At 73.3% G+C, this 25,316-nt stretch carries 26 protein-coding genes; 17 read left to right on the forward strand and 9 right to left on the reverse strand.

The features are described from left to right. Positions 1–3: 3 nt before the first annotated feature. From ACP7BI_RS00640 to ACP7BI_RS00655, 4 genes are all read right to left on the reverse strand, one after another. The gene (locus ACP7BI_RS00640) at positions 4–1,389 is read right to left on the reverse strand and encodes an L-serine ammonia-lyase (protein ID WP_425843534.1); all 1,386 of its coding nucleotides are present in this window, start codon (positions 1,387–1,389) and stop codon (positions 4–6) included. A gap of 167 nt (positions 1,390–1,556) precedes the next feature. Further along, complete coding sequence (locus ACP7BI_RS00645; RefSeq protein WP_425842931.1) at positions 1,557–1,769, reverse strand: DUF3073 domain-containing protein; 213 nt, start codon at positions 1,767–1,769, stop codon at positions 1,557–1,559. 141 nt (positions 1,770–1,910) lie between these two features. After that, positions 1,911–2,285 (reverse strand): fluoride efflux transporter FluC, encoded by a 375-nt coding sequence (locus ACP7BI_RS00650; RefSeq protein WP_425842933.1) that lies wholly within the window; start codon positions 2,283–2,285, stop codon positions 1,911–1,913. Further along, entirely contained in the window at positions 2,282–2,677 is a 396-nt protein-coding gene (locus ACP7BI_RS00655) for a CrcB family protein (protein WP_425842935.1), read from the reverse strand. Before ACP7BI_RS00655 ends, ACP7BI_RS00650 begins: the two co-directional genes overlap by 4 nt. Positions 2,678–2,747: 70 nt before the next feature. On the opposite strand from ACP7BI_RS00655, the gene ACP7BI_RS00660 reads away from it, so the two are divergent. From ACP7BI_RS00660 to ACP7BI_RS00690, 7 genes are all read left to right on the forward strand, one after another. Further along, positions 2,748–3,491 carry a MerR family transcriptional regulator gene (locus ACP7BI_RS00660; RefSeq protein WP_425842937.1) on the forward strand — a complete coding sequence of 248 codons (744 nt, stop codon included), beginning with the start codon at positions 2,748–2,750 and terminating at the stop codon, positions 3,489–3,491. A 77-nt stretch (positions 3,492–3,568) separates the two neighbouring features. Then, on the forward strand, positions 3,569–6,772 hold the full coding sequence (locus tag ACP7BI_RS00665; protein ID WP_425842939.1) for an efflux RND transporter permease subunit: 3,204 nt from the start codon (positions 3,569–3,571) through the stop codon (positions 6,770–6,772). A 101-nt stretch (positions 6,773–6,873) separates the two neighbouring features. Further along, entirely contained in the window at positions 6,874–7,887 is a 1,014-nt protein-coding gene (locus ACP7BI_RS00670) for a DUF2510 domain-containing protein (RefSeq protein WP_425842941.1), read from the forward strand. Between the two features lie 202 nt (positions 7,888–8,089). Next, positions 8,090–10,318 (forward strand): DEAD/DEAH box helicase, encoded by a 2,229-nt coding sequence (locus ACP7BI_RS00675; protein WP_425842943.1) that lies wholly within the window; start codon positions 8,090–8,092, stop codon positions 10,316–10,318. A 114-nt stretch (positions 10,319–10,432) separates the two neighbouring features. Continuing rightward, complete coding sequence (locus ACP7BI_RS00680) at positions 10,433–11,191, forward strand: SDR family oxidoreductase (RefSeq protein WP_425842945.1); 759 nt, start codon at positions 10,433–10,435, stop codon at positions 11,189–11,191. Positions 11,192–11,272: 81 nt separating this feature from the next. Further along, on the forward strand, positions 11,273–13,252 hold the full coding sequence (gene recQ, locus ACP7BI_RS00685; protein ID WP_425842947.1) for a DNA helicase RecQ: 1,980 nt from the start codon (positions 11,273–11,275) through the stop codon (positions 13,250–13,252). Further along, on the forward strand, positions 13,249–13,620 hold the full coding sequence (locus ACP7BI_RS00690; RefSeq protein ID WP_425842949.1) for an RNA-binding S4 domain-containing protein: 372 nt from the start codon (positions 13,249–13,251) through the stop codon (positions 13,618–13,620). Before recQ ends, ACP7BI_RS00690 begins: the two co-directional genes overlap by 4 nt. Positions 13,621–13,656: 36 nt before the next feature. Here the strand turns inward: ACP7BI_RS00690 and ACP7BI_RS00695 are convergent, their stop codons facing one another. Both ACP7BI_RS00695 and ACP7BI_RS00700 read right to left on the reverse strand, forming a co-directional pair. Next, the gene (locus ACP7BI_RS00695) at positions 13,657–13,887 is read right to left on the reverse strand and encodes a hypothetical protein (RefSeq protein ID WP_026372711.1); all 231 of its coding nucleotides are present in this window, start codon (positions 13,885–13,887) and stop codon (positions 13,657–13,659) included. A 46-nt stretch (positions 13,888–13,933) separates the two neighbouring features. Beyond that, complete coding sequence (locus ACP7BI_RS00700; protein ID WP_425842951.1) at positions 13,934–14,149, reverse strand: hypothetical protein; 216 nt, start codon at positions 14,147–14,149, stop codon at positions 13,934–13,936. 61 nt (positions 14,150–14,210) lie between these two features. Between ACP7BI_RS00700 and ACP7BI_RS00705 the strand changes: the two genes are divergently transcribed. Further along, entirely contained in the window at positions 14,211–15,062 is an 852-nt protein-coding gene (locus ACP7BI_RS00705; protein ID WP_425842953.1) for an HpcH/HpaI aldolase/citrate lyase family protein, read from the forward strand. 51 nt (positions 15,063–15,113) lie between these two features. Here ACP7BI_RS00705 and ACP7BI_RS00710 read toward each other — a convergent pair whose 3' ends face one another. Together ACP7BI_RS00710 and ACP7BI_RS00715 are read right to left on the reverse strand one after the other, a co-directional pair. After that, positions 15,114–15,305: a CsbD family protein gene (locus ACP7BI_RS00710; RefSeq protein WP_425842955.1), complete on the reverse strand. Its 192-nt coding sequence runs from the start codon at positions 15,303–15,305 to the stop codon at positions 15,114–15,116. Positions 15,306–15,372: 67 nt separating this feature from the next. Continuing rightward, the gene (locus tag ACP7BI_RS00715; protein ID WP_425842956.1) at positions 15,373–17,166 is read right to left on the reverse strand and encodes an MDR family MFS transporter; all 1,794 of its coding nucleotides are present in this window, start codon (positions 17,164–17,166) and stop codon (positions 15,373–15,375) included. A 98-nt stretch (positions 17,167–17,264) separates the two neighbouring features. Here ACP7BI_RS00715 and ACP7BI_RS00720 point away from each other — a divergent pair, with 98 nt between their 5' ends. From ACP7BI_RS00720 to ACP7BI_RS00745, 6 genes are all read left to right on the forward strand, one after another. Then, the gene (locus ACP7BI_RS00720) at positions 17,265–18,086 is read left to right on the forward strand and encodes a M15 family metallopeptidase (RefSeq protein WP_425842958.1); all 822 of its coding nucleotides are present in this window, start codon (positions 17,265–17,267) and stop codon (positions 18,084–18,086) included. Between the two features lie 229 nt (positions 18,087–18,315). Then, positions 18,316–18,603, forward strand: coding sequence for a hypothetical protein (locus ACP7BI_RS00725; RefSeq protein WP_026372707.1), 288 nt, complete (start codon positions 18,316–18,318; stop codon positions 18,601–18,603). A gap of 4 nt (positions 18,604–18,607) precedes the next feature. After that, positions 18,608–18,847, forward strand: coding sequence for a hypothetical protein (locus ACP7BI_RS00730; RefSeq protein ID WP_425842960.1), 240 nt, complete (start codon positions 18,608–18,610; stop codon positions 18,845–18,847). Positions 18,848–18,889: 42 nt separating this feature from the next. Continuing rightward, positions 18,890–20,140, forward strand: a complete 1,251-nt coding sequence (locus tag ACP7BI_RS00735; protein WP_425842962.1) for a CapA family protein — start codon at positions 18,890–18,892, stop codon at positions 20,138–20,140. Between the two features lie 119 nt (positions 20,141–20,259). Continuing rightward, positions 20,260–20,610, forward strand: a complete 351-nt coding sequence (locus ACP7BI_RS00740) for a DMT family transporter (protein WP_425842964.1) — start codon at positions 20,260–20,262, stop codon at positions 20,608–20,610. Beyond that, entirely contained in the window at positions 20,610–20,939 is a 330-nt protein-coding gene (locus tag ACP7BI_RS00745) for a DMT family transporter (protein WP_425843535.1), read from the forward strand. Before ACP7BI_RS00740 ends, ACP7BI_RS00745 begins: the two co-directional genes overlap by 1 nt. A gap of 153 nt (positions 20,940–21,092) precedes the next feature. Here the strand turns inward: ACP7BI_RS00745 and pgm are convergent, their stop codons facing one another. Continuing rightward, positions 21,093–22,739: a phosphoglucomutase (alpha-D-glucose-1,6-bisphosphate-dependent) gene (gene pgm / locus ACP7BI_RS00750; protein ID WP_425842966.1), complete on the reverse strand. Its 1,647-nt coding sequence runs from the start codon at positions 22,737–22,739 to the stop codon at positions 21,093–21,095. A gap of 239 nt (positions 22,740–22,978) precedes the next feature. Between pgm and ACP7BI_RS00755 the strand changes: the two genes are divergently transcribed. Genes ACP7BI_RS00755 through pheA form a run of 3 tightly spaced genes read left to right on the forward strand, consistent with a single transcriptional unit; the run spans position 22,979 to position 25,272 of the window. Beyond that, on the forward strand, positions 22,979–23,509 hold the full coding sequence (locus tag ACP7BI_RS00755) for a hypothetical protein (RefSeq protein WP_425842968.1): 531 nt from the start codon (positions 22,979–22,981) through the stop codon (positions 23,507–23,509). Next, the gene (locus ACP7BI_RS00760) at positions 23,433–24,284 is read left to right on the forward strand and encodes a pyridoxal phosphate-dependent decarboxylase family protein (RefSeq protein ID WP_425842970.1); all 852 of its coding nucleotides are present in this window, start codon (positions 23,433–23,435) and stop codon (positions 24,282–24,284) included. The genes ACP7BI_RS00755 and ACP7BI_RS00760 overlap by 77 nt, the downstream gene beginning before the upstream one ends. A gap of 37 nt (positions 24,285–24,321) precedes the next feature. Further along, entirely contained in the window at positions 24,322–25,272 is a 951-nt protein-coding gene (gene pheA / locus ACP7BI_RS00765; RefSeq protein ID WP_425842972.1) for a prephenate dehydratase, read from the forward strand. Positions 25,273–25,316: the final 44 nt, after the last annotated feature.

Genomic DNA, 25,316 nt, shown 5'->3' on the forward strand with positions numbered 1-25,316 from the left:
CCGTCAGCACTCGATGAAGGCCACCGCGAGACCGCCGAGCGCGGTCTCCTTGTACTTGTCGCTCATGTCGGCGCCGGTGCGGCGCATCGTCTCGACGGCGGTGTCGAGGCTCACGTAGTGCGTGCCGTCGCCCTGCTTCGCCATGCGGGCGGCGTTGATCGCCTTGACGCTCGCCATCGCGTTCCGCTCGATGCAGGGGATCTGCACGAGCCCCTTGATCGGGTCGCACGTGAGGCCGAGGTTGTGCTCGATGCCGATCTCTGCCGCGTTCTCGATCTGGGCGGGCGTCGCGCCCAGCACGGCGGCGAAGCCGGCCGCGGCCATCGCGCACGCCGAGCCGACCTCGCCCTGGCAGCCGACCTCGGCACCCGAGATCGACGCGTTCGACTTGATGATGATGCCGATCGCGCCCGCGACGAGCAGGAACCGCACGTGCCACGAGACCTCGTCGTCGACGCAGTTCGCGAACCGGTCGGCGTAGTGCATCACGGCCGGGATGATGCCGGCCGCCCCGTTCGTCGGCGCGGTCACGACGCGCGCTCCCGCCGCGTTCTCCTCGTTGACCGCGAGGGCGTAGAGGTTGACCCACTCCATGCCCTCGAGCAGGTCGGGGCGGCCCGACTTCGGGGCGGCGTCGCGCTCGAGCAGCTTCGCGTGCCAATCCCGCGCGCGGCGCTTGACGTCGAGCCCGCCCGGCAGGATGCCGTCGGTCTCGATGCCGTGCGCGACGCACTCCTGCATCACCTGCCAGATGCGCTCGAGCTGCGCGATCGTCTCGTCGCGCGGCCGCCACGCCTCCTCGTTCGCGAGCATGAGCTCGTGCACCGAGAGCCCCGTGCGCTCGCACAGCTCGACGAGCTCGTCGCCGTGGCTGAAGGGGTAGGGCACCGGGTGGTGCTGCGTCGCGGGCGCGGGCACGGGCGAGAGCACGTCGCCCTCGTCGTGGCGCATGACGAAGCCGCCGCCGATCGAGTAGTAGCCGGCGGTCGCGACCGTCTGATCGGATGCGTCGTAGGCCGTGATGCGGAGGGCGTTCGGGTGCTCGCGGCGCACCGTGAGCGGGCGGAAGACGAAGACCTTCGACTCGTCGAACGGCACGGCTCGGCGACTGCCGAGCAGCAGCTCGCCGCTCGAGCGGATGCCGTCGAGGGTCGCGGCGATCTGCGGCGTCTCGACGGTGTCGGGCGCGAGCCCGGCGAGGCCGAGCATGACCGCGGTGTCGGTGCCGTGCCCCGAGCCGGTCGCGCCGAGCGAGCCGAGCAGGTCGACGCGCAGCCGCACGATCTCATCGAAGCGGCCGGACGCATCCGCTTGCGCGACGAAGTCGAGCGCAGCCCGCATGGGGCCGATCGTGTGCGACGAGGAGGGGCCGATGCCGATCTTGAACATGTCGAGCACCGAGAGGGACTCGAAGACGGGAGCCGTGGCGGTCGCGTGGCTGCCGACCTCGACGGGCTCCTGCAGCTTGGCGTTCGTGATGCCGTGCGTCGTCACAATCGGCTCCTTCGCGTCAGGGACTCAGAGCCGCGGGCGCGGCCGGGGTGCGTGCGACCGGCTCAGGCGCTGCGCCCCTGCTGACGCTCGTCGACGTAGTCATCGCCGGCCTCGGGGGCGTAGTCGGCGTAGTCGGCCCACTTGTCGACGAGCTCGTCGTCGGCGGGGGCTCCCCCCAGCTCCTGCTGGAGCACGGAGTAGTTGATGTTCGGGCTGAATGACTTCAGCTCACGTGCCAGCTTCGTGTGCTTGGCCTTCTGACGACCACGACCCATGCTGGACCCCCCTTGCGGACGGCGCCGGCCGAGAGCCGACGAACGATGTGAGAACTGCGATGCTAAGTCCAACCTCCATCGTAGCATCGCGCCCGCTTGTCGCCGTGTGGGCGGATGCGGGTGGGGATAGGGTGCCCGGGCTCACGCCGGGAGCGCCGGCACGAGCAGCGCGCCCGCCAGGAGGCCCGCGGATGCGGCGATCGCGCCGCCCACGATCGTCACCGCGATCGTGCCGACCGCGGCACCGCTGCGGCGGTGCTCGAGCTGCTCGACCGCCTGCACCGCGAACGCCGAGTAGGTGGAGAGGCCGCCGCAGAACCCGGTGACGAGGACCGCCCGCCACGTGTCGTCGAGCACGAGCAGGCCCGTGAGGGCGCCGGCGAGCAGGCTCGCGACCAGGTTGACCGCGATCGTCGCCCGCACGGGCCGGCGGTGCGGCAGCGCACCGGCGAGGAAGCGCACGACCGCGCCGATCCCGCCCGCGGCGGCGGTGCCGAGCAGCTCGAGCGGGCTCACGCAGCCTGCCCGCGCACGAGGCGGCGGCCGATCGCGAGGCCCGCCCAGGCTGCGGCGAGCCCCGCGAGCAGCATGCCGAGCGCGATGCCGATGCCCGGCAGCGCCGGGACGATCGTGGCCCAGCCGCTGCTCGAGGCGCTCGCCGAGACGCTCGCGACGGCGATCGCGCTGAACGTCGTGAAGCCGCCGAGCGCGCCGGCACCGATCCCGTGTCGCAGCCACGCGGGAGCTCCGGCGAGCGCGGCGGTCGCGATGCCGAGCAGCAGGCTCCCGAGCACGTTCGCGAGCAGCAGCGCCCACCCGCCGGGCATGGCTGCCTGGAGCAGCGCGCGGGCAGCGGTGCCGACGGCGCCGCCGATCGCGACCGCGACGATCGAGGGCAGGAGGCGCATGCCGCAACGGTAGACCGCGCAGCGCATCGCGCTTGCCATTGACGCTGCGTCAACCCCTAGCGTCGTCGGCATGGAGTGGTCGATCCAGCGCATCGCGAAGCTCGCCGGCGTCTCGAGCCGCACCCTGCGGCACTACGACGCCGTCGGCATCCTCGCCCCCGCCCGCACCGACGCGAGCGGGATGCGCTGGTACGACGAGGCGTCGCTCGCCCGGCTGCAGCGGATCCTGCTGCTGCGCGGACTGGGCGTCGGGATCCCGGCGATCGCCGAGAGCCTGCAGCGCGCCTCCGACGAGGAGGCGCTGCGCAGCCACCTCGCCGACCTCGGTCGGGAGGCCGACCGCATCCGCAGGCAGATCCGCGCGGTCGAGCAGACGCTGCGGGCACGAGAGGAAGGAGCCGCCATGACGGCAGAGGAAGCGCTCGACGGGTTCGACCAGAGCCGGTACGAGCAGGAGGTCACCGAGCGGTGGGGCCGGAAGGCGTGGGAGAGCTCCCAAGCCTGGTGGAAGGGCATGTCGGAGGACGACAAGCGCCGATTCGGCCAGGAGCACGTCGACATCGCCGCCGGCTACGCCGCCGCGCGCGCTGCCGGCACGCCGGTCGACGCCGACGAGGTGCAGGCGCTCGTGCAGCGCCACTACGCCTGGGTCGGTGCCGGCTGGCAGACCGCGACCCCGCCGCTCGAGGCGTTCGCGAACCTCGGGGACATGTACGTCGCCGATGAGCGGTTCGCCGCGAACTACGGCGGGACCGAGGGAGCCGCATACGTGCGCGACGCGATGCGCCGGTTCGTCGAGCGCCGGAAGGCATAGCGCGACCCGTGCGCGGGGCAGGCCGATCCACAGCCGGAGCGGCCCTCCCCGCAGCGCCGGGATGACAGGATCGACGAGTGCACCTGCTCTCGCTCGCCAGCCTCAAGAACAGGGCGCTCGTGGCGCTCGCGACCATCTGCATCGCCATCTTCGGCGGCGTCGCGCTGTCGAGCCTCAAGACCGAGCTGACCCCCGAGCTCGAGCTGCCGGCCGTCGTCGTCTCGACCACGGTCGTCGGCGCGAGCCCAGAGATCATGAGCGAGGACGTCACCGCCCCGATCGAGCAGGCGGTCCAGTCCGTGCCGGGGCTCGAGGGCACGAGCGGCACCTCCTCGACGTCGCTGAGCGTCGTCTTCGCCGAGTTCACCTACGGCACCAACATCCCGACGGCCGAGCAGCGCGTGCAGCAGGCGGTCAACCGCATCCTGAGCCAGCTGCCCGACACCGCCGAGCCCACCGTGCTCACCGGCTCGATCGCCGACTTCCCGGTGCTGCGCATCGCGGTCTCGGGGCCCGGGGAGCAGTCGGCGCTCGTCGACCGCATCGAGACGATCGCGGTCCCGCAGCTCGAGCGCACCGACGGCGTGCGCGCGGTGCAGCTGCAGGGCGCCCCCGGCCAGCGCGTCACGATCGCGCCCGACGACGCGGCGCTCGCGGCCGCTGGCCTCAGCCGCCTCGACGTCTCCGACGCGATCGACGAGCACGGACAGCTGCTGCCCGGCGGCACGGTCGACGACGGCGAGCAGACGCTCAGCGTGCAGATCGGCGCGCGGCTCGGCTCGGTCGACGACGTCGCGGCGCTGCCGCTCACGGGCGACATCGCGATCGGCGACGTCGCCGACGTCTCGCTCGACACCGACCCCGTCTCCTCGGTCGCGATCGTCGACGGCGAGCCGGCGATCATCCTCTCGATCACGAAGACGCAAGCGGCCAACACCGTCGACGTCTCGCACGCCGTGCAGGACCTGCTGCCGACGCTCCAGGCGGAGCTCGGCGAGGGCGTCACCTTCACGACCGTGCTCGACCAGGCGCCCTACATCGAGCAGTCGATCGAGGCGCTCGCGGTCGAGGGCATGCTCGGCCTCGCCTTCGCGGTGCTCGTCATCCTCATCTTCCTCTGGTCGGTGCGGTCGACGATCGTCACCGCGGTGTCGATCCCGGTCTCGGTGCTCATGACCTTCATCGGCATGTGGGGCGCCGGGTACTCGCTCAACGTGCTGACCCTCGGCGCGCTCACGCTCTCGATCGGCCGCGTCGTCGACGACTCGATCGTCGTGATCGAGAACATCAAGCGCCACATGGGCTTCGAGCCGTCGCGCTCGAAGGCGATCCTGGATGCGGTGCGAGAGGTCGCGGGCGCGATCACCGCGTCGACGCTCACGACCGTCATCGTGTTCCTGCCGCTCGCCTTCGTGAGCGACATCACGGGCGAGCTCTTCCGGCCCTTCGCCCTCACCGTGACGATCGCGCTCGTCTCGTCGCTCGTCGTCGCCCTCACGATCGTCCCGGTGCTCGCCTACTGGCTGCTCAAGCGGCCCAAGGAGGTCGTCGAGGCGGAGGAGGCCGCGGCGCGCGCCGCCGCCGCGAGCGCGGCGACCGAGCGCCCGACGCGACGCTCCCTGCTCGGCCGGCGCAGCGCATCCGCCCCCGTCGCCGCCGCGGCCGCGCCGGAGCCGCAGCCCCTCGCCGAGCGTCCCGACCGCTTGCGGCGCGGCTACCGCCCCATCCTGCTCGCGACCCTCCGGCGCCCCTGGCTCGTGCTCGGCGGCGCGGTCGTCGTGCTCGGCGCGAGCGTCGCCGCGCTGCCGCTGCTCGCGACGAACTTCCTCGGCGACGACGGTCAGACGACCGTCAACGTCACGCAGCAGCTCGAGCCGGGCGCGTCGCTCGATGCCCAGCTCGCGGCGGCCGAGTCGCTCTCGGACGAGCTGCAGGGGCTCGAGGGCGTCGAGACCGTCTCGGCGACCGTCTCGAGCACCGCCAACCGGTTCGCGGGCTTCACCGGCGGCGGGGTCGGCGGCGGTGCGGTCAGCTACGGCGTCATCGCCGCCGACGGCACCGACATGGAGGCGCTCAGGGAGCGCATCCTCGAGGTCGGCGACGGCGCAGACGGCGAAGTGACGGTCGGCTCGTCGGGCGGCTTCGCCGGCGGCGACATCGAGATCGAGGTGCAGGCGCCCACGACCGACGCGCTCGAGCCCGCCACCGCATCCGTCGTCGACGCCGTCTCGGGCCTCGACGGGGTCTCGCAGGTCACCGACTCGCTCGAGGGCGCGCAGCCGCTCGTGCAGGTCGCGGTCGACCGCGAGCTCGCCGCGAGCCTCGGGCTGAGCGAAGCGGCCGTCTCGGGCCTCGTCGCGCAGGCGATGCAGCCGACGCCGATCGGCGAGATCCAGCTCGAGGGCTCGCTCGTGCGGATCTGGATGGACGCGATCGCGCCCGCCGCGACCCTCGACGAGCTGCGCGAGCTGCGGCTGCCGACGCCGAACGGGCCGCTGCCGCTCGCGGACGTCGCCGAGGTGACCCAGATCGAGGGGCCGGTGTCGATCTCGACGAGCGACGGCGCCCGCACCGCGACGGTCACCGTCACGCCGAACGCCGCCGACGTCGGCGGGGTGTCGGCCGGGGTCGCCGACGCGCTCGCCGAGCTCGAGCTCAGCGACGGCGCGAATGCAGCGGTGGGCGGTGTCGCGACCCAGATCACGGATGCGTTCACCCAGCTCGGGATCGCGGCGCTCGTCGCCGTGCTGCTCGTCTACGTCATCATGGTCGCGACGTTCAAGAGCCTGCTGCAGCCGTTCCTGCTGCTCATCTCGGTGCCGTTCGCCGCGAGCGGTGCGATCGCGATGCAGCTCATCACCGGCGTGCCGCTCGGCGTCGCCTCGATGGTCGGCGTGCTCATGCTCGTCGGCATCGTCGTGACGAACGCGATCGTGCTCATCGACCTCGTCAACCAGTACCGCGATCGCGGCCGGCCGGTGCGCGAGGCGATCGTCGAGGGCGCGGAGCGCAGGCTCCGGCCGATCCTGATGACGGCGGCCGCCACGATCTTCGCACTCGTGCCGATGGCGGCGGGGCTCACGGGCGAGGGCGGGTTCATCTCGCAGCCGCTCGCGATCGTCGTGATCGGCGGCCTCATCTCGTCGACGCTGCTGACGCTCATTGTGCTGCCGGTGCTCTACCTCGTCGTGGAGGGCGCCATCGAGCGCCGTCGCGTGCGGATCGGCAGCGGCACGCGCGCGGAGCGGCGCGGCGAGCTCGCGGCGGCCAGCAGGCGCTGATCCCGCTCACAGCCAGCGCGCTGGTGGCGCTGGCAAGATGAGTGCGGCTCGCAGTCCGGTCGCGGGCCGCAGTCGTGACGGGACGAGGGAGGATGGATGCCGTGCCCAGCTTCCTCATCGTGCACTCCGCCGTCGCGGACGGCCGCATCGACGACTTCCTGCATCCGCCGGTGCTCGACATCGGCGGCCTGCGGGCGCCGCTCGACTGGGGCGACATCACGCTCCACGTGCCGGCGGGCGACCTGCCGGTCACGATCTCCGTCACGCGTGCCGACGGCATCATCGAGGGAGCTCGCATCACCGTCCGCACACCCGCGGGCACCGGCACGCGATTGACGTTCGTGCCGCCAGCGCGGCCCGGCGCCCACGCGCAGCTGCGCATCGAGGGGCAGTGGCCGGCTGACTCGTCGATGCACTACTACGCGGCGCGCGACGGGCGAGTGCTCACGACGGTGGCGCCTCGCCCCGCCGTGCCGCCCGCGCCGGTCACGCACGGTGCTGCGGGCGCCGCGGCGACCTCGACCCCGGCCCGCGCGGTCGTGAGCCCGGCAGGTGCCCCTGCGATGGGCGCGGCGAGCGGCTTCCACCCGCCGACCTCCTCGTCGCCGCCCGTCGGCCCCGCTCCCGGCTCGACGGGCTCGGTGCCGCCGCACGCGACGCACTTCGGCCAGGAGCAGGGCGCGATCGTGCAGCCGACGCTCGCCGACCACCGGTCCGCGGCCGTGCCGCCGGGTGCGGCGAGCGCGCCGCCGTCGTTCGGGCAGCGCGCGCCGGTGGAGCGCGACGTGTACGGCCGCGAGCTGCCCGACCGCGAACCGCCGCCCATCCCGACGCCGGCGGACTTCGATCGCCTCGAGCGCGAGGCGCACGAGGCGCAGGTGCGGGCCTACGAGGCGTGGCAGGCGCAGCAGCGGGCGATGTCCGCGCCCGCCGGGCACTCGCCGCACGACGGTGCGCCGCAGCCGATCGGGCTCGCGCCGGTCGCGGCCGAGCAGGTGCCGCCCGACTGGTACGCCGACCCCTTCCAGCGCGCCGACGCGCGCTGGTTCGACGGCCGCCAGTGGACGTCGTCGGTCATGCGGGGCGGCGTGCGCGCGCACGACCAGCTGGGCTGAGTCGCGGATCTCGCCCTGTCGCTCCTGGGCGCCGTGCCGTAGAGTGGGTCGGTCGGCTCGGGACAGGCGCGTGTGCGCCGCATGGATTGTCACCGCGGCCGGAGATCCCGCGAGCACCCTCGCGGTCGACCAGATCCCCGCGATGAATGCGGCATGACCCGCGCGAGTGCGATCGATCGCTCGTGCGCAGAAGAGACGAGCAATGGCACAGAATTCCTCGCGCCCGCAGGGCGCCCGCCGATCCGACGACCGCCCCTCCGGGCGTGCCGGCTCGCGCAGCCCGGGACACCGGGGCCACCGCCCCGCGCAGGACGGCGACGCCCGGCCCAAGCGCCGCTGGACGAGCGAGGACCGCGAGCAGCGGTCGCAGGGCGCATCGCGCCGCCCGAACTGGACCCCGCCGGAGGAGCGCAAGCGCGACGACCGCCGCGGTCCCGCCTTCCGCACCCGCGGGGCAGCGCAGGGCGGTCGCGATCAGCAGCGCGACGACCGCGTGCACCGCGGCGAGCGGCCGCGCGGGTTCGACCGCGCCCGCGACGAGCACCAGGGCCGGGGCCGCTTCGGCGCCGGAGCCGGGCGCGACGAGCGCCGCGGAGGCGAGCGCCGGTTCGACCGCGACGAGCGCCCGCAGCAGCGACGGTTCGACGACCGCGGCGGCGAGCGTCGCTTCGATCGTGATGAGCGCCCGCGTCGCGGCTTCGGCGACCGCGACGAGCGTGGCGGCGAGCGTCGCTTCGATCGTGACGACCGCCCGCAGCAGCGCCGCTTCGACGAGCGTGGCGGCGACCGCCGTCGCTTCGATCGGGACGAGCGCCCGCAGCGCGGCTTCGGCGACCGCGACGAGCGTGGCGGCGAGCGTCGCTTCGACCGTGACGAACGCCCGCAGCAGCGCCGCTTCGACGACCGCGCCGGCGACCGTCGTCGGTTCGACCGCGACGAGCGCCCGCAGCGCAGCTCCGGCAGCCGCGACGACCGCCCGCGCCGCAGCTCCGACGACCGCGCCCCGCGCGGCGACCGCCGCTCCGACCGCGACGAGCGGCCGCAGCGCGGCTTCCGCGACCGCGACGAGCGAGGCGGCGACCGCCGCCCCGAGGAGCGCCCGCGCCGCAGCTTCGACGACCGGCCGCAGCGCCGCGACAGCACCTACTACCCCTCGACCGACGCGAAGCCCTTCGCGCCGAAGGAGGACGTCGTGCTCGACCGGCTCGACGCGACCGCGACCGTCGCTGCCGACGTCGAGGGCGTCTCCTTCGTCGACCTCGGCCTCGGCGCCGGGATCGCCGGAGCCCTCAAGTCGATGGGCGCCGCGTCGCCCTTCCCGATCCAGGCAGCCACGATCCCCGATGTGATCGCGGGGCGCGACGTGCTCGGCCGCGGCCGCACCGGCTCCGGCAAGACCATCGCGTTCGGCGCCCCGATCGTCGAGATGCTGCTGCGCAACCGCCCGGAGCGCCGCGAGCTCGGCCGGCCGCCGCGCGCCCTCATCCTCGCCCCGACCCGCGAGCTCGCGCAGCAGATCAACCACACCGTCATGGGCCTCGGCCGCGCCGTCGGCATCTTCACGACCGTGATCGTCGGCGGCGTGAAGCAGGACAGCCAGGTCGAGGCGCTCCGCCGCGGCGTCGACATCCTGATCGGCACGCCCGGCCGCATCGAGGATCTCGTCGAGCAGCGCAAGCTCAACCTCGGGGCCGTCGAGATCGCGGTGGTCGACGAGGCCGACCACATGTGCGAGCTCGGCTTCCTCGAGCCGGTGCAGCGCATCCTCCGCCAGACGCGACCCGGCAGCCAGAAGCTGCTGTTCTCGGCGACGCTCGACGCCGAGGTGCAGACGATCGTGCGCGAGTTCCTCCCCGAGCCGGCGGTCCACGAGGTCGCCGGTGAGGAGCAGTCGACCTCGACGATCGACCACCAGGTGCTCGTCGTCGACCGCTACGACAAGGACGCGGTGCTCGAGCAGATCGTCACCAACCCCGGCCGCATCATCGTCTTCACGCGCACTCGTGCCTACGCCGAGCGGCTCACCGAGCAGTTCAGCGACGCCGGCATCGCGGCGGTGAGCCTGCACGGCGACCTGACGCAGGCGAAGCGCAACCGCTCGCTCGAGAAGCTCAAGCGCGGCAAGGTCGACGTGCTCGTCGCGACCGACGTCGCCGCGCGCGGCATCCACATCGACGACGTCGCGCTCGTCGTGCAGGCCGACCCGCCGGACGAGTACAAGACCTACCTGCACCGCGCCGGCCGCACGGGCCGCGCGGGCAACGCGGGTCGGGTCGTGACGGTCATCGCTCCCGCGCGCCGCAAGCGCACGCAGCAGCTGCTCGACCGCGCCGAGATCGAGGCGCCGATGATCCCCGCGGTCCCCGGCGACGACCTGCTCGACACGCTCACGGCGGCGCCGGCCGCCGAGGCCGAGCCGGCCGCCGAGTAGTCGACCCGACGCATCCGCACGTCAGACGGATGCGTGATCCGAGTGGCCCGGACCGATGACGGTGCCGGGCCCTCGGCGACTGCACCGCGCGCGCTTCCGGCGTACGGTGGGGGCATGCGGATCGTCGTCGTGGGTGGATCGGGGAACGCGGGCTCGGCGATCGTGCGAGCCATCGGCCGACGGGGCGAGCTGCCGACGCCGATGTCGCGCTCGGGTAGGGCGATCGCCGGCGCGCCCGGCGTCAAGGCGGATGTCGTCACGGGCGAGGGCCTCGACGCGGCGCTCTCGGGCGCCGACGTCGTCGTCGACGCGCTCAACTCGCGCAACCCGCTCGACCTGCGCCCCTTCACGATCGGCACGCGCAACCTCGTGCAGGCGGCAGAGCGCGCCGGCGTCGGCCGGGTCGTGCTGCTGTCGATCCTCGGCGTCGAGCGCTCGCGCCTCGGCTACCACCGCCGCAAGCGCCAGCAGGAGCTCGCCTACCTCGAGTCGCCCCTCGAGGTGTCGGTCGTGCGCGCGGCGCAGTTCCACGAGTGGTCGGTCGACCAGTTCGAAGCCGGATCCGCGCTCGGCGCCATCCCGGTCGCGCTCGGCGGCCGGCTGCAGCCGGTCGCGGTGAGCGAGGTCGCGGCGCTCGTCGCGCAGGAGGCGCTCGAGCCGACCGGCAAGCGGTTCACCGAGATCGCAGGGCCCGAGGTGCGCGTCTCGCGCGACCTCGCGAAGTCGTGGCAGCGCATCACGGGCGCGCGCGGCCTCATCGTCAACGGCCCGTTCCCACCGTCGCTGCTCGACTACCTGCGCTCGGGTGCGAACCTCACCGAGCAGCACAAGGGCTCCATCACGTTCGAGGAGTGGCTCGAGCGCCGACGCTGAGCCCACAGGACCGGCGTCGCCCCGCACGTCGTGTCGGTCACCGCGCCTAGGCTGGATGGGCAGGGCCACGGAGGGGGATGCGTGACGGACGCGAGGCACGACGACTGGGTGCCGCCGAGCGACGACGACGCCCCCGAGGCGTGGGAGTCCTGGAGCGAGCCGGCCGACGGCTGGGTGCCGCCGAGCGACGCCGACGCGCCCGCGGGCGCGGTGCGCACCGCCGTCCGCCCCGCGACCCGCGCGCCGGGCATCGCCGCGACGGCGAAGGCGGCCACGCCGCTCGAGGCGCTCACGCGCGTCTGGGGCTACGACGCGTTCCGCGGCGAGCAGGCGGAGATCATCGACGAGGTCGTCGCCGGGCGCGACGTCGTCGTGCTCATGCCCACGGGCGGCGGCAAGAGCCTCTGCTACCAGATCCCCTCGCTCGTGCGCGAGGGCACGGGCGTCGTCATCAGCCCCCTCATCGCGCTCATGCACGACCAGGTCGATGCGCTCGAGCAGCTGGGCGTGCGCGCCGCCTACCTGAACTCGACGCAGAGCCCCGACGAGCGGCGCGACGTCGAGCGCCGCCTGCTCGCGGGCGAGCTCGACATGCTCTACCTCGCGCCCGAGCGGCTCCCCGTCGCGGGTGCGCTGCTCGACGCCGCCCCGATCGCCCTCTTCGCGATCGACGAGGCGCACTGCGTGAGCCAGTGGGGGCACGACTTCCGCCCCGACTACCTGCAGCTCTCGGTGATCGGCGAGCGCTGGCCCGACGTGCCCCGCGTCGCGCTCACCGCGACCGCGACGGTCGAGACGCGCGCCGAGATCGTGGAGCGGCTCGGGCTGCACGGCGCGAAGGTGTTCGTCTCGAGCTTCGACCGCCCCAACATCCAGTACCGCATCGCGCCCAAGCAGGACGCGAAGGCGCAGCTGCTTCGCATCATCCGCGACGAGCACCCCGGCGCGGCCGGCATCGTCTACTGCCTCTCGCGCAAGTCCGTCGAGTCGACCGCCGACTGGCTGCGCGCGCAGGGCATCGACGCGCTCCCGTACCACGCGGGCCTCGACGCGGGCACGCGCGCCGCGAACCAGCAGCGCTTCCTGCGCGAGGACGGCGTCGTGATGGTCGCGACGATCGCGTTCGGCATGGGCATCGACAAGCCCGACGTGCGCTTCGTCGCCCACCTCGACCTGCCGAAGTCGGTCGAGGGCTACTACCAGGAGACCGGGCGCGCGGGTCGCGACGGGGAGCCGTCGACCGCGTGGCTCGCCTACGGGCTGCAGGACGTCGTGCAGCAGCGGCGGATGATCGCCGACGGTGACGGCGACGCGCAGCGAAAGCGCAACCAGACGATGCACCTCGACGCGATGCTCGCGCTGTGCGAGACCGTCGAGTGCCGCCGCGTGCAGCTGCTCGCCTACTTCGGCGAGCCGAGCGAGCCGTGCGGCAACTGCGACACGTGCCTCACGCCGCCCGACTCCTACGACGGCACCGTCCCGGCGCAGAAGCTGCTCTCGACGATCGTGCGTCTGGAGCGCGAGCGGCGGCAGTCGTTCGGCGCTGGCCACCTCGTCGACATCCTCGTCGGCGCCGACACCGAGCGCATCCGTCGATTCGGCCACGACCAGCTCGCCACCTACGGCATCGGCAGCGACCTGAGCGCCGTGCAGTGGCGCGGCGTCGTGCGCCAGCTGCTCGCGCAGGGGCTGCTGCAGCCGCAGGGGGAGTACGGCGTGCTCGCGCTCACTGCAGGCTCGGCCGCCGTGCTCGCCGGCGAGCGCGAGGTGCGGCTGCGCCACGAGGTGAAGGCGCCGGCGAAGGTCGCGCGCCGCTCGGAGAGCACTGCGCAGCTCGACGACGACGCGCAGGCGGTGTTCCAGTCGCTCCGCTCGTGGCGCGCCAGCACGGCGAAGGAGCAGGCGGTGCCCGCCTACGTCGTGTTCAACGACAAGACGCTCGCGGCGATCGCCGAGCGGCGCCCGCGCACGATGGTCGAGCTCTCGACCATCTCGGGCGTGGGCGAGTCGAAGCTCGAGCGCTACGGCGCCGCGGTGCTCGAGGTGCTGACCGAGGCATGAGCGAGCGCGTGCGGCTCGACGTCTGGCTCTGGGCGGTGCGGCTCGTCAAGACCCGTGCAGCCGCGACCGAGGCGTGCCGCGGCGGTCACGTGAAGCTCAACGGGAACGCGGCGAAGGCGGCGCAGCCGGTGCGCGTCGGCGACGAGGTGCGCGTGCGCATCCACGGCTTCGACCGCATCGTGATCGTCAAGCAGCTGCTCGCGAAGCGCGTGAGCGCGCCGCTCGCCGCCGACGCGATCGAGGACCGCTCGCCGCCCCGGCCGAGCGCGATCGACGTCGCGCAGGTGCCCTTCCGGCCGCGGGGCGCCGGTCGCCCCTCGAGCCGCGAGCGGCGCGAGATCGACCGGTTGCGGGGCCGCGCCGACTGATGGGTCGGCTGCCCGAGCCCGGCTGGCCGAGGCGGGTCAGCCGCCCGTCGTGAGCGCCATGATCCACGAGATCGCCCCGAGGATCGCGGCGATCGCGCCGGCGACGATCAGCACGATCGCGAGCACGCGGTTCTGCGAGCCGTGCTCCTGCTTCTCGCGGCGACGGCGCCCGCTCGTGAGCAGCAGGGTGCCCAGCACGAGCGCGCCGAGGCCCAGCGCCAGCACCCAGGTGGCGACTCCCTGCGACATTCCGAAGATGGCGTCCATGCCGCCGAGCCTAGGAGCGGATCCTGGACGATCGCCCAGGCACCGGTCACGCCATGAGGAGCATCAGGGTCCACAGCAGCGTCGGCACCGCGAGCGCGGTACCGAGCACGAGCAGCGTCACGCCGATCGCGAGCGGCGGCCGCGATGTGGAGTCGTCGCGTCGCCGGGAGCCGATCACGAGCAGCACGATGCCGCCCGCGATGAGCAGCAGACCGAGCACGAGGCCGGCGATGCCGAGCCCGCCGGAGTACATCATCGACATGCCGCGAGCCTAGCCAGTGGCGTCGCCGCCGCGCGGCAGCGCGCGGGTTAGCCTGGAGCACGTGCCTCCCACCGACATCTCTCCCGCCATCGCCCGCTCCTGGCTGCTCGTGCCGGCTTCCAAGCCGGAGCTCTTCCAGATCGCCCAGGAGAGCGAGGCGGATGCCATCATCATCGACATCGAGGACGCCGTCGCCGCGAAGGACAAGGCGCAGGCCCGCGCGGACACCGTCGAGTGGCTCTCGACGGGCCACCGCGCGTGGGTGCGCATCAACGACGCCGCGAGCGACTTCTGGAGCACCGACCTCGCCGAGCTCGAGCAGGCGCCCGGCCTCGAGGGCGTCATGCTCGCGAAGACGGAGTCCGCGAGCCACGTGAACGACACCGCCGACCGCCTGCCCGAGGGGACGCGCATCCTCGCGCTCGTGGAGACCGCCCGCGGCGTGCTCCACGTCGAGCAGATCGCGAACGCGCCCTCGACCTTCCGGCTCGCGTTCGGCACGGGCGACTTCAAGCGAGACACCGCGACCGGCGATGACCCGATCGCGCTCGCGTACGCGCGCTCGCAGCTCGTGATCGCGTCGCGCGCCGCGCGACTGCCTGCGCCGATCGACGGCCCGACGCTCGTGATGGACGCCCTCGACGCCGGCACTCGGCTCGCGAAGGAGATGGGCATGTCGGGGAAGCTCATGCTCACCCAGGAGCAAGCGCCGATGGTGAACGCGGGCCTCGCCCCGAGCCCCGACGAGGTCGCGTGGGCGCACGGCTTCGTGCGCGCCTTCGAGGAGTCGGGCGGCAAGATCAGCGACGGCAGCGACCTGCCGCGCCTCGCCCGCGCGCAGAAGATCCAGGCGCAGGCGCGCGACTTCGGCATCGAGATCGACGCGGCGAAGCTCGACGAGCTCAACTACTGAGGTACGCGAAGGGGGCGAGCGCACGCGCTCGCCCCCTTCGCAACCGGAGACCTACTTGAAGGTGTCCTTGACGTCCTTGCCGGCGTCCTTCATGTGCTCGCCCGCCTGCTTGGCGTTGGCGCGCGCCTCGTCCTTGTGGCCCTCGGCCTCGAGGCGCTCGTTGTCCGTCGCGTCGCCGATGCCCTGCTTGGCCTTGCCGACTGCCTCCTGGGCAGCGTTCGAGATCTTGTCGTCGAGACCCATCTCAACCTCCTTGATCGTGGAGCGGTCGCTCCGCCATTCAACCTACGGACGCTCCCTGGGAGGCGCCTCAGGAGTCGCTGGAGGGCTCGTCCCGACCGCGGGGCGTCCGCACGACCGGATTCGACGCGGTCGTGACGGGAGGGGCGATCGAGCCCGGGGCCGACGCATCCGCCTCGAGCTGCGCTTGCGCGGCACGCTCCTCCATCGCCTCCTCCATGGCCGACTTCTGCCGCAGCGGCGGCACGCGGAAGAAGAGCGCGATGACGAGCGCGACCCCGACGACCGCGAGCGCGACCCAGAAGGGCCCGCTGGATGCGTTCGAGAAGCCGTCGAGGAACGGGGCAGCGAGCCGCGGGTCGGCGGTGTTGAGGAACGACGAATCCTCGTTGAGCGCGCCGCCGATCTGCTCGGGGCGCGCGAGCACCTCGAGGATGCGGGCGTTGCCGGGGTCGGCGAGCACGGAGGGATCCTGCACCGCTGCCTCGAGTTCGGCGCGCAGGTCGCGGCGCCCGAACGCCGTCTGGAGCGTCTCGGGCAGGCGGGCGAAGAGCATCGAGAAGACGACCGCGACGCCCGCGGTGCCGCCGAGCTGCCGGAAGAACGTCGCCGAGCTCGTCGCGACGCCCATGTCCTTCGGCTGCACCGCGTTCTGGCTCGCGATCGTGAGCGTCTGGTTGACCTGGCCGAGGCCGAGGCCGAGCAGCAGCTGCCCGAGCAGCAGCACCCAGAGCGGGCTGTCCCACTGGAGGGTCACGAGCACGCCGTAGGCGATCGCCATGGAGGCGAGGCCGAGCACCGGGAAGGCGCCGTAGCGACCCGTGCGGGCGATGATCTGGCCCGACGCGATCGACGCGATCATGAGCCCGACGATGAGCGGCAGCGTCGCCAACCCGGCCTCGGTCGGGTTCATGCCGTGCACGATCTGCAGCACGAACGGGATGATCATCATGCCGGCGAACATGCCGAAGCCGCTGAGGACGCCGAGCAGCGTGGCCATCGAGAAGGCGCGGTTGCCGAACAGGTGCAGCGGGATGAGGGCGGCGGCGCCCATGCGGCGCTCGACGAGCACGAAGGCGACGAGCCCGACGACCCCGACCGCGAAGCACGCGATCGAGCTGACCGACGTCCAGCCCCACACGCGGCCCTGCTCGGCGACGAGCAGGAGCGGCACGACGCCGACGACGAGCAGCGCGGCCCCCCACCAGTCGATGCGCACGCGCTCATGGTGCGCGGGCAGGTGCAGGTAGCGCCACACCATCCACAGCGCCGCGACGCCGATGGGCAGGTTGAACAGGAACACCCAGCGCCACCCGTCGAGCGCGAGGATCTCGTCGGCGCCGGCGAACATGCCGCCGATGAGCGGGCCGAGGATGGACGAGACGCCGAAGACGGCGAGGAAGTAGCCCTGGTACTTCGCCCGCTCCCGCGGGCTCAGCACATCCGCCATGATCGTGAGCGGCAGCGCCATGAGGCCGCCGGCGCCGAGGCCCTGGACGGCGCGGAAGGCGGCGAGCTGGATCATGTCCTGCGCGAACGAGCACAGGATGGAGCCGACGAGGAACAGCACGATCGCCGCGAGGAAGAGCGGTCGGCGCCCGAAGATGTCGCTGAGCTTGCCGTAGATCGGCGTCACGATCGTCGAGACGATGAGGAATGCCGTCACGACCCACACCTGCAGGTCGAGCCCGTGCAGGTCGTCCGCGATGGTGCGCATGGACGTGCCGACGACCGTCTGCGACAGCGACGACAGGAACATGGCGATCATCAGGCCGACCAGCACGAGCATGATCTGGCGGCGGGTCATGAGGGGGTCGCCGGGCACAGCGGTGCTCTCGGCGGCGCGCGGATCGCGCTGCGGCATAGGGGTCCTCAGCTCTCGGGAAGATCGTTAGTCTACCGAATGATCTAGTCGCGCGCCAGTCTGCGCCGGCGTCGCGAGGCGGATGGCACGATGGATGCGTGCGTCGAGTCGTGGTGGTGGTGGCAGCAGCGCTCGTGCTGACGGGCTGCGGCGCCGCCGGGGCGCCGGAGCCGACTGCGACCGCCGAGCCGACGACCGCCGAGCCGACGACCGCCGAGCCGGCGCCCGCCGCGTCGTCGCCGGCCGCGTCGGTGCCCGCGGCGGCGCCCGAGCCGGCACCGACGCCGAGCGCGACGCCCGCGCCGGCGGAGCCCGACGCATCCGCCTTCGACATCGACACCGGCGCGAGCCTGCAGGTCGTCGTGAACAAGCGGCGGCCGCTGCAGCCGCCCGACCACCGGCCGGAGCTCGTCGCCGTCTCGAGCGCGCAGGAGGGCGGCGAGCTCGTGCGGCCCGAGCTCGACGCGGCGCTCGCGGCGATGTCGCAGGCGATGCGCGCAGCGATCGGGGAGGGGACGTTCGTGTTCTCCTCCTACCGCGGCTACGAGCGGCAGGCCGAGCTCTACAGCGGCTACGTCGCCCGCTACGGGCAGGCGGAGGCGGACACGACGAGCGCCCGGCCCGGTCACAGCGAGCACCAGACGGGGCTCGCGATCGACGTCTCCGGCACGGGCGGCGCGTGCCGGCTCGCGACGTGCTTCGGCGACACGGCCGCCGGGCGCTGGCTCGCCGAGCACGCGTGGCAGCACGGCTTCGTCGTGCGCTACCCGCGGGGGCTCGAGCACATCACCGGCTACGAGTGGGAGCCGTGGCACCTCCGCTACGTCGGCGTCGAGGTCTCGACCTCGATGCACGAGAGCGGCGCCGCGACCCTCGAGGAGCACTTCGGGCTCGAGCCCGCGCCCGACTACGCGCCGTAGCGTGCCGCCATGGCGAAGGCGGCTCGACGCCCAGCAGCAGCTCCTGGAGCTGGACCTCGAGCGGCAGCTCGAGCGGCTCGGGAGGACTCGACCTGTGGAGCTCCGGCACGGGCGGCGACCGGGCCGAGGGCGGCGCGGCGCCGTGGTCGCGCAGCTCGCTCATCCTCGCGGTCGCGGCCGGGATCACGCTCCTCGGCGGTCGATGAGCGAAGCCCCGTAGCGTGGCGCCATGGCGAAGCGCAGTGTGAGCGGTGGGCGCAGGGGCGGCGGGGGTGGCTTCGGCCGCAGCTCGTCGCGGCGGAGCTTCTCGGGCGGTGGATCGCGGCGCGGCGGCGGCGGCTCGTTCGGCCGCTCGTCGAGCCGCTCGCGGGGCAGCAGTTCGTGGAACTGGAGCTCGAGCGGCAGCTCCGGCTCCTACCGGCGTCGCGGCGGCGACGGTGGCGGGTCCTGGTCGGCGTTCGGCCTGATCATGGCGATCATCGTCATCGCGTTCCTGTTCTCCTACCTCGGCGGCTGAGCGGGTGGCGAAGCGCAGCGCGCGCCCTCGGTTCCGGGGCGGCGGTGGAGGCTTCCGCGGCGGCTCGTTCCGCTTCTCGGGCGGCGGCGTCCGAGGCGGCGGCGGCTCGTTCGGCGGCTCGCCGAGCGGCTCGACCTCGCACCGGCGAGGGGGCAGCCGTCGCGGCTCCCTCGGCTCGCCGCTGTCGTGGCTGCTGCTCGTCGGCACGGTCGTCGTCTGCATCGCCGTCGCGATCGAGCGCTGAGGCGCGACCGCCGCTGCATCCGCCGCGTCTAGCCTGGATGGCATGAGCGAGCGCGTGAGCACCGGCCGATCCATCGTGCGCGGCGGGCATGCGCGAGCGCAGCGCGGGCTGCTCGCGATCGCGGCGGCGGCCGCACTCGTGCTGACCGGTTGCCAGCAGGGCGCGCTCGACCCCGCGCCCACGGCCACCGACGGCGCGGCCGAGCCCACGGCATCCGCGACCCCGACGCCCACCCCTGAACCGATCACCGTCTCGGTGAGCGCGATGGGCGACATCCTGCCGCACGACTCGGTGACGATGGATGCGCGCACCGACGACGGCGGGTACGACTACGGGCAGTTCTTCGACGCCGCGCGGCCGATCTGGGCCGACAGCGACCTCGTCTACTGCAACCAGGAGGCGCCCTCCGGCGGCGTCGAGCTGGGGCTGACGTACTTCCCGGCGTTCAACGCGCCGCGCGAGTTCGCCGAGGGGATCGCCGACGCGGGCTGCAACATGATCGGCTTCGGCAACAACCACACGTTCGACCGCGGGCAGGAGGGCGTCGACCGCACGCGCGCGGTGTGGGACGAGCTCGACCCGCTGCTGTTCTCGGGCGGCTTCCGCTCGCCGGAGGAGCAGGCGGAGGTGCCGACTGCCGAGGTGAACGGCATGACGGTCGCCTTCCTCAACTTCGTCGACCTCTCGAACACGCCCACGAACGACTTCGTCGTCACCTGGCTCGACGACCCGCTCGTCGAGCAGCAGATGGCCGAGGCCGAAGAGGTCGCCGACGCGACAATCATCGCGGTGCACTGGGGCGACGAGTACTCGGACGTCGTCAACGCACGGCAGCGCGAGCAGGCGCAGCGGCTCGCCGACCTCGGCGCGGAGGTCATCCTCGGCACGCACCCGCACGTGCTCCAGGAGGCGGAGTGGCTCGAGCGCGCCGACGGCTCGCGCGCGTTCGTCTACTACTCGCTCGGCAACTCGGTGACGACGCAGATGGCGATCCCGCGCGTCGTGAGCGCGGTCGCGCAGTTCGAGCTCGTGGGGGAGCCGGGCGGGCCTGTCGAGGTCGTCGACCCCGCGGCCGTGCCGATCTACATGCACTTCGACCTCACTCCGCAGCAGTTCCGCTCGCAGGACTGGATCCACCGCCGCAACCTGCAGCTGCACCCGCTCGTCGACGCGGCCGAGCCGATCACGCGCTCGGCGTGGCGCGACGAGCTCACGGTCGAGTCGGGCATCGAGCTCGTGACGGATGCGCTGGGCCCCGACGTGCGCATCGTCACGGACTCCTTCGCCCGGTGACCTACCCCGTTCGTCGAGTAGCGGCCGCCCCGACCCCCGTTCGTCGAGCAGCGGCCGCCCTTACCCCCCCCCGTTCGTCGAGTAGCGGCCGCAGGCCGCGTATCGAGACGGATCCGCCCGTGAAGCGCTGGCTCCTCCTCGCCGCAGCCATCGCCCTCGAGGTCACCGCGACCCTCTCGCTCAAGGCCGCGCTCGACGCGCCGGCGCTCTACGCGGCCGTAGCGGTCGGGTACTGCGGCGCCTTCGCGTGCCTCGGCCTCGCCCTCCGCGCCGGCATGCGGCTCGGCGTCGGCTACGGCATCTGGGGCGCGTGCGGCGTCGTCATCACGGCGGTCGCCTCGGCGCTGCTGTTCGGCGAGGCGCTCACGCCGCTCATGGGCGCCGGCATCGCGCTCATCATGGGCGGCGTGCTGCTCGTCGAGGTCGGCTCGCAGCGGGCGCAGCGCCATGCCCAGGAGGCGGCCTCGTGATCGCCTGGCTCGCGCTCATCGCGTCGATCGTCGCCGAGGTCGGCGGCACGCTCTCGCTGCGGATGGCGACGGTCGGGGAGCGACCCAAGCGGCGCTGGTCGTTCGTCGTGGCGGCCTGCTACCTCGTCGCCTTCACGCTGCTGTCGGTGTCGCTCGCGAACGGCATGCCGCTCGGCGTGGCCTACGGCATCTGGACGGCGGTCGGCGTCGCGCTCACCGCGGTGCTGAGCCGCGTGCTCTTCCGCGAGCCGCTCACGCGCACGATGCTCGCGGGCATCGCGCTCATCGCGCTCGGCGTGCTGATCGTCGAGCTCGGCGCCACCCACTGAGCAGCGCGGCTCGGCGCGCGAGTGCCGCGAGCTCGAGCACCGCGAACGAACGCCGGTCGCGGTACGAGCGCCTTCGCGACCGGGGCCGTTCCGCCCGATAGGGGCGGGCACGCCAGCCCCTGTCGGGCGCAGCAGCCCCCGTCGACGGACGGACTAGCCGCCCAGCGCCGAGTCGACGATCGCCTTCGCCTCCGCCTGCACCTGCCGGAGATGCTCGGGGCCGGCGAACGACTCGGCGTAGATCTTGTAGACGTCCTCGGTGCCCGACGGGCGAGCAGCGAACCACGCCCGTTCCGTCACGACCTTGAGCCCGCCGATCGCGGCGCCGTTGCCGGGCGCAGCCGTGAGCTTCGCGACGATCGGGTCGCCCGCGAGCTCCGTCGCGGCGACGGCGTCGCCCGTGAGCTTGCCCAGCCGCGCCTTCTTCTCGCGCGTCGCCGGCGCATCCACCCGCTCGTACACCGGCGCGCCGAAGCGCGCCGTCAGCTCGCCGTAGAGCTGCGACGGCGACTTGCCGGTCACCGCGCGGATCTCCGACGCCAGCAGGCACAGCAGGATGCCGTCCTTGTCGGTCGTCCACACGGTCCCGTCGGCCTGCAGGAACGACGCGCCCGCGCTCTCCTCGCCGCCGAAGCCGACCGAGCCGTCGACGAGCCCCGGCACGAACCACTTGAAGCCGACCGGCACCTCCCAGAGCCGGCGACCGAGCGCATCCGCCACCCGGTCGATCATCGACGACGACACGAGCGTCTTGCCGATCGCCGCGTCGGCGCGCCACTGCGGCCGGTGCGCGAAGAGGTACTCGATCGCGACCGCGAGGAAGTGGTTGGGGTTCATGAGCCCGCCGTCGGGCGTCACGATGCCGTGCCGGTCGGCGTCGGCGTCGTTGCCGGTGAGGATGTCGAACTCGTCCTTGCGCGCGAGCACCGAGGCCATCGCGTTGGGGCTCGAGCAGTCCATGCGGATCTTCTCGTCCCAGTCGAGCGTCATGAACGCCCAGGTCGGATCGACGGATGGGTTGGTGACGGTCAGGTCGATGCCGTAGCGCTCGGCGATCGCGCCGTAGTAGTCGACCGCCGCACCCCCGAGCGGATCGGCGCCGATGCGGATGCCGGATGCCTTGATCGCGTCGAAGTCGATCGCGCGGCCGAGCGCGTTCACGTACTCCTCGCGGAAGTCGTACAGCTCGACCCGCGGGTCGCTCCCGCCCGTCACCTCGACGCGCTTGACGCCCGCGAGCCCGCCAGCGATGAGCTCGTTCGCGCGCTTCGCGATCCAGCCCGTCGCGTCGGAGTCGGCCGGCCCGCCGTGCGGCGGGTTGTACTTGAAGCCGCCGTCGCGCGGCGGGTTGTGGCTCGGGGTGACGACGATGCCGTCTGCGCGGCCCTCATTCCCGGCGTCAGCGGATGCGTCCCGGTTGTACGCGAGGATCGCGCGCGAGACCGCTGGGGTCGGGGTCACCGAGCCCCGCGCATCCGCCATCACCCGCACGCCGTTCGCGACGAGCACCTCGAGCGCGGTGCGCTCGGCGGGCAGTGAGAGGCCGTGGGTGTCGCGGCCGATGAAGAGCGGGCCCGTGATGCCCTGCTCGGCGCGGTACTCGCAGATCGCCTGCGTGATCGCGAGGATGTGCGTCTCGTTGAAGGCTGCGTCGAACGCGCTGCCGCGGTGTCCGCTCGTGCCGAACGCGACCGCCTGGTCGGGGTTCGAGACGTCGGGGACGAGCTCGAAGTAGGCGCGCTCGAGGGCGGCGACGTCGATGAGGTCCTGGGGCTGGGCAACGGTGCCGGCTCTGCTCATGGGCCCATCCAAGCACCGGCCGCTGGGCGGCGGCAGGTCGCGCGCGCCTGCTGACTGCCGCCGCGCCGCGCCCCGTGCACAACGCAAGCCCGGCGGCTCGGTGCCGCCGCGCCCCAGCGCGGGGTCGCGCATCCGCCGCTGATCGGTCATCCCGGGCTTGCGTTGTGCACGGGGAAGAAGGCCGAGGTCGCCGAAGTCGCCCGTTGTCGGGGTGCAGGGCCGGTGCCACACTGGCCGCCGTGGACGCACGCGACGGCGCGGACGACCGCGAGCGGGCGCTCGAGGCCGCGCACGCCGCCGCGCTCGACTGGCTCCGCTCGCTCGAGGAGCGGCCGGTGTGGCCGCGCGCGACGCTCGAGGAGATGCTCGAAGTGTTCGGCGGCCCGCTGCCGGAGGCCGGCGCCGACCCGGCCGCGGTCGTCGAGCAGCTCGCGGCCGGCGCTGACCCGGGCCTCGTCGGAATCCCGGGCCCCCGCTTCTTCGGCTTCGTGATCGGCGGCACGCTCCCCGCGGCGCTCGCGGCCGACTGGCTCGTCTCCGCATGGGACCAGAACTCCGGCTCGGCGATGCTCACGCCCACGACCGTCGCGCTCGAGCGCATCGCGGGGCAGTGGATGCTCGACCTCTTCGGCCTGCCCGAGGGCGCGAGCGTCGGCTTCGTCACCGGCGGCCAGGTCGCGAACCTCGCCTGCCGTGCGCGTCGTCGTGGGTGCCGACCGGCACGGCTCGATCGACCGCGCGGTGCGCTTCCTCGGCATCGGCCGCGCTGACATCGTCGTGGTGCCCGCCGACGACGAGGGCCGCATGCTGCCCGACCAGCTCGAACCGGCGCTCGGCGAGAGCGAGGAGCCGCTCATCGTCTGCCTGCAGGCGGGCGAGGTGCACACCGGCGCGTTCGACGACGTCGCCGCGCTCATCCCGATCGCGCACGACCGGGGCGCGTGGGTGCACGTCGACGGCGCGTTCGGGCTGTGGGCGGCGACGAGCCCGCGCCTGCGGCACCTCACGGCGGGCATGGAGGCGGCCGACTCGTGGGCGACGGATGCGCACAAGACCCTCAACGTGCCGTACGACTGCGGCATGGCGATCGTGCGCGACCCGGCCGACTCGATCGCGGCGCTCCGCACCGGCGGCGACTACCTCGTCTACACCGGCCTCGACCCGTGGGACGTCACGCCCGAGCTCTCCCGCCGCGCGCGAGGCGTGCCGGCGTGGGCGGCGCTGCGCAGCCTCGGCCGCGCGGGCGTCGCCGAGCTCATCGAGCGACTCCACGACAACGCCGTCGCGATGGCCGAGGGCCTCGCGCAGATCGACGGCATCGAGCTGCTGCACGAGGTCGGCTACACCCAGGTGATGTTCCGGATGCCCTCCGACGAGCAGACGACGGCCCTCGGCGCCGCGATCCTCGCCGAGGGCACCGCGGTCGTCACCGGCGCCCAGTGGCGGGGCCGCGCGGCGCTCCGCTGCGCGATGTCGTCGTGGGCGACGTCGCCGGCCGACATCGAGCGCACGCTCGCCGCGATCCGCTCGCTCGCCGCCGCGTGAGCGCGGCGGGCTCGCGCGACCGACCTAGGCTGGAGGCATGACCCAGCCTCGCGTCGTGACATTCCTCGGGCCCCGCGGCACGTTCACCGAGGCGGCGCTCGAGCAGGTGCCCGGGCTCGAGCAGACCGAGCGGGTGCCGGTCGCGAACGTCGCCGAGGCGCTCGCTGCCGTCGCCGAGGGCCGCTCCGATGCGGCGATGATCGCGATCGAGAACTCCATCGAGGGCGGTGTCACCGCAGCGCAGGACGCGCTCGCCGCCACCCCGGGCCTGCGCATCCTCTCGGAGCACGTCGTGAGCGTGAACTTCTCGCTCGTCTCGCTGCCCGGCACGCGCCTCGACGACATCCGCGTCGTCGCCGCCCACCCGGTCGCGTGGGCGCAGTGCTCCGGCTGGCTGCAGCGCGAGCTGCCCGGCCGCGCCCACCTCCCGGCGGCGTCGAACGTCACGGCCGCCGCCGACCTCGGCGCGAGCGGCGCCCAGGCGGCGCTCTCGACGCCCACGATCGGCGACTGGGTCGAGGGCCTCGACGTGCTCGCCGACCGGATCGGCGACAACCCGGATGCGGTGACCCGGTTCCTGTTCGTCGGTCGCGCGGGCGCGCCGGGGGAGCCGACCGGCGCCGACAAGACGAGCCTCGTCGTCGAGCTGCCGAGCGACGAGCCGGGCATGCTGCTCGACATGCTCGAGCAGTTCGCGACCCGCGGCGTCAACCTCTCGCTCATCCAGTCGCGGCCGATCGGCGACCGGCTCGGCCGCTACCGCTTCGTCATCGACGCCGACGGGCACATCAAGGACGAGCGGGTGGCGGATGCGCTGCTCGGCCTCAAGCGCTTCTCGCCGTCGGTGACGTTCCTGGGCTCGTACCCGCGGGCCGACGGGCAGCGCATCCACGTCGAGCCCCGCTACACCGATCGCTCGTTCGTCGAGGCGCGCGACTGGCTGCGGGGCCTCGTCGCGGGTGAGCCCCTTCAGCCGCTGGTCGAGTAGCGCCCGGAGGGCGCGTATCGAGACCATGCCTGTCGCCGCGGTGG

It is taken from the genome of Agrococcus sp. TSP3-2-1 (genome assembly GCF_049897585.1).
In the GTDB taxonomy this organism is placed as follows: domain Bacteria; phylum Actinomycetota; class Actinomycetes; order Actinomycetales; family Microbacteriaceae; genus Agrococcus.

Coding starts and splice junctions, on each gene's coding strand:
- ACP7BI_RS00735 (WP_425842962.1), top strand. CDS start 18,890: ATGAGCGAGCGCGTGAGCACCGGCCGATCCATCGTGCGCGGCGGGCAT.
- ACP7BI_RS00700 (WP_425842951.1), bottom strand. CDS start 14,149: ATGTCGATGATGTACTCCGGCGGGCTCGGCATCGCCGGCCTCGTGCTC.
- ACP7BI_RS00660 (WP_425842937.1), top strand. CDS start 2,748: ATGGAGTGGTCGATCCAGCGCATCGCGAAGCTCGCCGGCGTCTCGAGC.
- ACP7BI_RS00645 (WP_425842931.1), bottom strand. CDS start 1,769: ATGGGTCGTGGTCGTCAGAAGGCCAAGCACACGAAGCTGGCACGTGAG.
- ACP7BI_RS00690 (WP_425842949.1), top strand. CDS start 13,249: ATGAGCGAGCGCGTGCGGCTCGACGTCTGGCTCTGGGCGGTGCGGCTC.
- pheA (WP_425842972.1), top strand. CDS start 24,322: ATGACCCAGCCTCGCGTCGTGACATTCCTCGGGCCCCGCGGCACGTTC.
- ACP7BI_RS00695 (WP_026372711.1), bottom strand. CDS start 13,887: ATGGACGCCATCTTCGGAATGTCGCAGGGAGTCGCCACCTGGGTGCTG.
- ACP7BI_RS00655 (WP_425842935.1), bottom strand. CDS start 2,677: ATGCGCCTCCTGCCCTCGATCGTCGCGGTCGCGATCGGCGGCGCCGTC.
- ACP7BI_RS00680 (WP_425842945.1), top strand. CDS start 10,433: ATGCGGATCGTCGTCGTGGGTGGATCGGGGAACGCGGGCTCGGCGATC.
- ACP7BI_RS00715 (WP_425842956.1), bottom strand. CDS start 17,166: ATGCCGCAGCGCGATCCGCGCGCCGCCGAGAGCACCGCTGTGCCCGGC.
- ACP7BI_RS00710 (WP_425842955.1), bottom strand. CDS start 15,305: ATGGGTCTCGACGACAAGATCTCGAACGCTGCCCAGGAGGCAGTCGGC.
- pgm (WP_425842966.1), bottom strand. CDS start 22,739: ATGAGCAGAGCCGGCACCGTTGCCCAGCCCCAGGACCTCATCGACGTC.
- ACP7BI_RS00640 (WP_425843534.1), bottom strand. CDS start 1,389: ATGTTCAAGATCGGCATCGGCCCCTCCTCGTCGCACACGATCGGCCCC.
- ACP7BI_RS00675 (WP_425842943.1), top strand. CDS start 8,090: ATGGCACAGAATTCCTCGCGCCCGCAGGGCGCCCGCCGATCCGACGAC.
- ACP7BI_RS00725 (WP_026372707.1), top strand. CDS start 18,316: ATGGCGAAGCGCAGTGTGAGCGGTGGGCGCAGGGGCGGCGGGGGTGGC.